This is a genomic window from Micromonospora sp. CV4 (assembly GCF_003667455.1).
Lineage (GTDB): Bacteria > Actinomycetota > Actinomycetes > Mycobacteriales > Micromonosporaceae > Micromonospora.
The window spans coordinates 1-4,442 of sequence record NZ_RCVI01000099.1; the positions used below are offsets into that span (position 1 = coordinate 1).

A 4,442-nucleotide genomic window follows, 5' to 3' on the forward strand; every position below is an offset into this window, starting at 1 on the left:
CTCCGGGGCCGCCGGCCTCGTCGGGCTGGTGGCCGCCGGCCTCGCCTGGGCCGCCCTGGGCGTGTCGGTCGGCAGCGCGTCCACCTGCTCGGCGGAGGGCGGCGGGTCGAGGGTCACCGGCGCCAGCCGTTCCGGCGTGCGCAGCACGCCGACGACGGAGACGACCGTCGCGATCAGCACCCCGAGCGCGGCGATGACGGCGACCCAGGTGGCCCGCGAGACGTCGCTCCGGCCGGTGAGCACCCGCCGTGCGGCTGCGGCGATGGCCACGATCCGGTCCAGCAGAATGATCACCACAGTGCGCCGTGGCTGGGGCGGTGTTGCCGGCACTACCTGTCTCCCCTTCAATTCGTTCCCGGACACGCGCCTGCGTTCCCCCGGTCGGGGGTGCCACCCGTTCCGGTCACAGCGCGCGAAGCCCGACGAGTAACGCCTCAAGCAGGTCCGCGGTCGGCAGCTCCGACAGCGTCGGCGGTTCGTGCGTCTCGATCAGCCCGGCCGTGAGCAGGTCACCGAGGAGGACCCGGACGGTCCCCAGGGGCAGGTCCAACTCGGCGCCGACCTCAGCCACCGACACTGGATGGTGACACAGCTCGACGATCCGCGCCTGTTCGGGGAAGAGCGGCGCAGCGGGCGCGGCCCCCCGCCGGGCGACGACCAGCGAGATCAGGTCGAACCGCCCGCGATCGGTCGCGGTGCGCCCGCCGGTCATGGTGTAGGGGCGGGCCACCGGCCCGGCGTCGTCGTCGTACCACGCCTCGTCAGCGGTGTTGGAGTACACCTGTGTCCCCGCTCCTCGCCGCGGAGGCCGGTTCCAGGGTGACGGGCAGGTGCCGCTCGGCCTGCCCCACGAACAGCGCCACCTCGTACGCCATGTCCCCGACCTCGGCGTCGTCGCCGGCGATCCGGACGGTGAGGATGGTCCCGTTGCGGATGGTGGCGACGAACAGGAACGCCCGCGACATCTGCACCACGATCTGGCGCAGCCCGCCGGCGTCGCAGGTCCGGGTGGCGGCCAACCCCAACGCCAGCAGACCGGCGACCACGCCGGAAATCTGCTCGGCCAGCTTCGCCTCGACATGCCGGGACCCGCCCAGCGGCAGCCCGTCCGGAGAGAGCACCACGGCGAACTCCGCGCCGCGCACCCGGTCGACCAGGCGGTCCAGGGCGCCGGTCAGGCTGTCTCCGGTGACCACTGCATGCGTCATCGCTGTCTCCTTGCTGCTCTCGCGACCGGCAGCTCGACGGTGTCGGGGCCGGTGGTGCCGGGTTCGGGCCCGATCGACCCGGGTTGGCGGGTCCGTACCGGCAGCCCGCCGTGGTTCCCCGGGGCCGGCCCGTCGGCTGCGGCCCGGCCCGGCCGCTGCGCGGCGTCGCGCCGCGCCGTGGCTGGTCCGCCACCGGCGCCGGTGACCGTGACCAGCCGGGCCGGAAGAACCACGATCGCGGCCGTCCCGCCGCGTTGGCTGGGACGCAGCGACACCTGCGCGCCACAGTGGGCGGCGAGCACAGCAACGGTGTAGAGCCCGGTCGGGCCGGCGGGCGGGCCGCCCGGGGGCGGGTTGCCGAGCAGGTGGTTCGCCTCGGCCAACGCGGTCGCGTCGAGGCCCGGGCCGTCGTCGACGACCACGACCGCGCAGCCCTGTGGCCGGTGCTCACCGCCGACCCGGACGGTGGTCTCCGCCGGCGAGAAGGCCAGCGCGTTCTCGATCAGCTCGGCCAGCAGGTGGATGACGTCCGTGACGGCGGGGCCGGCGAGCGACCAGGGCCAGTGCGGCGCGATCAGCACCCGGTGGTAGTCCGGCACCTCGGCGACCGCACCGCGTGCGACGTCGAGCAGGGGCACCGGGCGCCGCCACCGGCGGGCCGGCGCCGCGCCGGCCAGCGCGATCAGCTTTTCCACGTTGCGCCGGACACGGGTGGTGAGGTGGTCGAGGCGGAACAGCTCGTCGGTCTCCTCGGCGGCCCGCTCCCGCCGCTGCATACCGTCCAGCAGGTTGAGCTGATCGCGCAGCAGGGCCTGGTTACGCCGGGTGAGGTGCAGGAACAGGTCCCGGGTGGCGCGCTCCGGCGCCGTGGCGTCCCGGGACCGGTCCGGGGTCTCGACGGCCGCCGGAACGGCGGGTCGGGCCGGCGCCGCAGCGGGCGGTAACTCCTGCCAGCGGCGGTCGGCGCCCGACCGGGCCAACTCGTCGGTCAGTCGGCGGACGGCGCCGGCCCAGCTCAGCAGCACCACGATCACCGCGATGAGGCCGAGCCCCACCACGGCGCCGGTGCGCGCGACGAGCCCGGCCGCGCCCGGCGTGGCCCGCTCGACACTGCTGCGGGCCGTCGTGGTCACCAGCTCGTGCAGGGCGCCGAGGGCGGCGTCCGCCGCCGCCCGCCAGGCCGGGATGGTGACCCCGCTCAGGGGGGTCGCTTCGCCCGTCCGCAGCAGCACGTCCTCCAGGGCGAGCAGGTCCGCGAACCGTGGACCCGCCGTGAGCCGCTGATGGGTTCCCGGGTCGTCGACCGGCAGGCCGGCGGTCGCCTCGGCGCCCGCGTACCGCTGGTTGCTGACCAGGTCGGCCAGCCGGCGCCGCTCATCGGCGGAGATCCGGCCAGCTGTCAGGGCGGCGCTGACCAGGGTGTCCTCCCGGGCCAGCAGTTCACGGGCGCGGGCCAGCGCGATCACCGCGCGGGTGTCGACGGCGAGCGCGCTCTCGTACGCGCCCCACTCCGGGCCGTAGACGGCGAAGGCGGCGTCGACGAGCTGGTCGTACCCGTCGACCGCCTCGGCGCGGTCGAGCCGCTCGGCGTCCACCTGGGACCGCACGGCGCTCAGGCCGTTCAGCCGCCGGCCCAGCTCGTCGGCCCGTTCGCGGACGGCGCCGGCGGTGAGCAGCCGCAGGTCGCTGCCCTCGGTGAACGCGCGGATGTCGGCGACCGCCCGGTCGGTCCCCGCACGTGCTCCGGTGAGCGCGGCCCCCGGCCGCCCCGCTGCGGCGATCGTCTCGGCGGTCAACCGGCGCTCGGTCTGCAGGCTCTGGATCAGCCGGTCGACGGGCTGGCCCAGGGTGTCCGCCAGGGCCCGTACCCGGAGCAGGTCAGCCGCGTCCTGGACGGTGAGGTAGGCCGCGTACGACCAGAGCGTGACCAGCACCGCCGCCAGCGCGACGAGCCGGATCCGGATCGGCCGGTCCGCGGGCCGCGTCACGGCGCGCTCCGCTCGGTCCACGGGCGTCCACCACGCGGGCGCGTCATCGGGCCGACCGCTGCGGCCACGGCTGACCGGCCGCGTTGCTGGCCCGGTCGGCGAGCATGGTGCGCAGCAGCGCCAGCAGCTCGGTGCGGTTGGCGCAGTTGAGCCGGTTGCGCATCCGGGCCACGTGGTGCTCCACGGTCTTGGCCGAGATGAAGAGCCGGTCGCCGATCTCGCGGTAGGTCAGCCCGGCCAGCACCAGCTCGGCCACCTCGTATTCGCGGTCGCTGAGCCCCTGCTGGGCGGGGGCGGCGGTGGCGTCGGCCACCTGGGTGGCGCCCTCGCCGGTGGCGGGCCGCTGCCCGCCGTTGGGGGCGGCCGACCGGCCCTGAAGGACGCGGGCGCACTCCAGCAGGGTGGTCATCGCCCGCCGGTCCGAGGTGCGGATCGCGGCCTGCCCGGCGAGGCGAGCGCCGTCCCAGCACAGCCCGGTGTCGTGCAGCCCCCGGGCGGCGGCCTCCACCCGGACCGGGTCGACCACGCCCCGCAGCACCTCCACCCAGCTCTCGGCGGCCGCGGCGACCACGGCCGCGTACCGGCTGTGGTCGGCGGTGGCGAGCAGGGCGGCGACGTGTTCGTCGGCGGCCACCGGCTCGTCGGTCAGGATCGCGGCGTGCAGCCCGCTCCAGTGCAGCGGGACGCTCCACAGTGCCGGCTCCCCGAGCCGACCGAGCAGCGCGCGGCCCTCCCGCAGGTACGGCTCCAGCCGGGCCAGGTCACCCAGTCGGGCGCCCGCGATGGCGAGCTCGCCCAGGGGCAGCAGCGCGAACAGGTCGACGGGGTGCCGAACGACCGCCTCCAGCGCCTGCCCCCACCCGCGTTTGAGCGCGCCGAGGTCGCTGTTGCGCCGGGCGATGCCCATCTGCAGCGCGGCGGCGAAGAGCTGGTCGCGTGACTCCAGCGGTCGCCCGTCGGCCGCCACCGTGGCGACGTGCTCGGCCGCGGCGAGCGTCTGGCCCCGGACCATCAGGATCCAGGCCTGCAACAGCAGGTGACGGCGGGCCATCAGCGGACCGCCGACACCGACCGCCAGGGCCCGGTGCAACACCCGTTCGGCGATGTCCAGCTCACCGCAGTGCACGGCGGTGAGGGCGGCCAGCGCGGCGGGGCTGTCCGGCAGGAGGGCGGCCCGCCCGTCCGGTTCGAGCAGCGCGGCGGCCTGCACGAGCGCCGAGAGCGCGGCGGTCGGCGTGCCCGTGAC

General features: G+C 76.0%; 5 protein-coding genes. All 5 read right to left on the reverse strand.

The genetic code is table 11. The features are described 5' to 3' along the window. Positions 1–294, reverse strand: a 294-nt coding sequence (locus EAD98_RS00830) for a hypothetical protein (RefSeq protein WP_199723193.1), incomplete at its 3' end; no start/stop codon positions are given. Between the two features lie 109 nt (positions 295–403). Continuing rightward, the gene (locus EAD98_RS00835; protein WP_255421207.1) at positions 404–781 is read right to left on the reverse strand and encodes a DUF742 domain-containing protein; all 378 of its coding nucleotides are present in this window, start codon (positions 779–781) and stop codon (positions 404–406) included. Further along, positions 762–1,208 carry a roadblock/LC7 domain-containing protein gene (locus tag EAD98_RS00840; RefSeq protein WP_121652188.1) on the reverse strand — a complete coding sequence of 149 codons (447 nt, stop codon included), beginning with the start codon at positions 1,206–1,208 and terminating at the stop codon, positions 762–764. The genes EAD98_RS00835 and EAD98_RS00840 overlap by 20 nt, the downstream gene beginning before the upstream one ends. Continuing rightward, positions 1,205–3,196, reverse strand: coding sequence for a nitrate- and nitrite sensing domain-containing protein (locus EAD98_RS00845; protein ID WP_158609755.1), 1,992 nt, complete (start codon positions 3,194–3,196; stop codon positions 1,205–1,207). The genes EAD98_RS00840 and EAD98_RS00845 overlap by 4 nt, the downstream gene beginning before the upstream one ends. Before the next feature lie 43 nt (positions 3,197–3,239). After that, the coding region (locus EAD98_RS00850; RefSeq protein ID WP_233583663.1) for a LuxR family transcriptional regulator at positions 3,240–4,442 on the reverse strand (1,203 nt) is incomplete at its 5' end.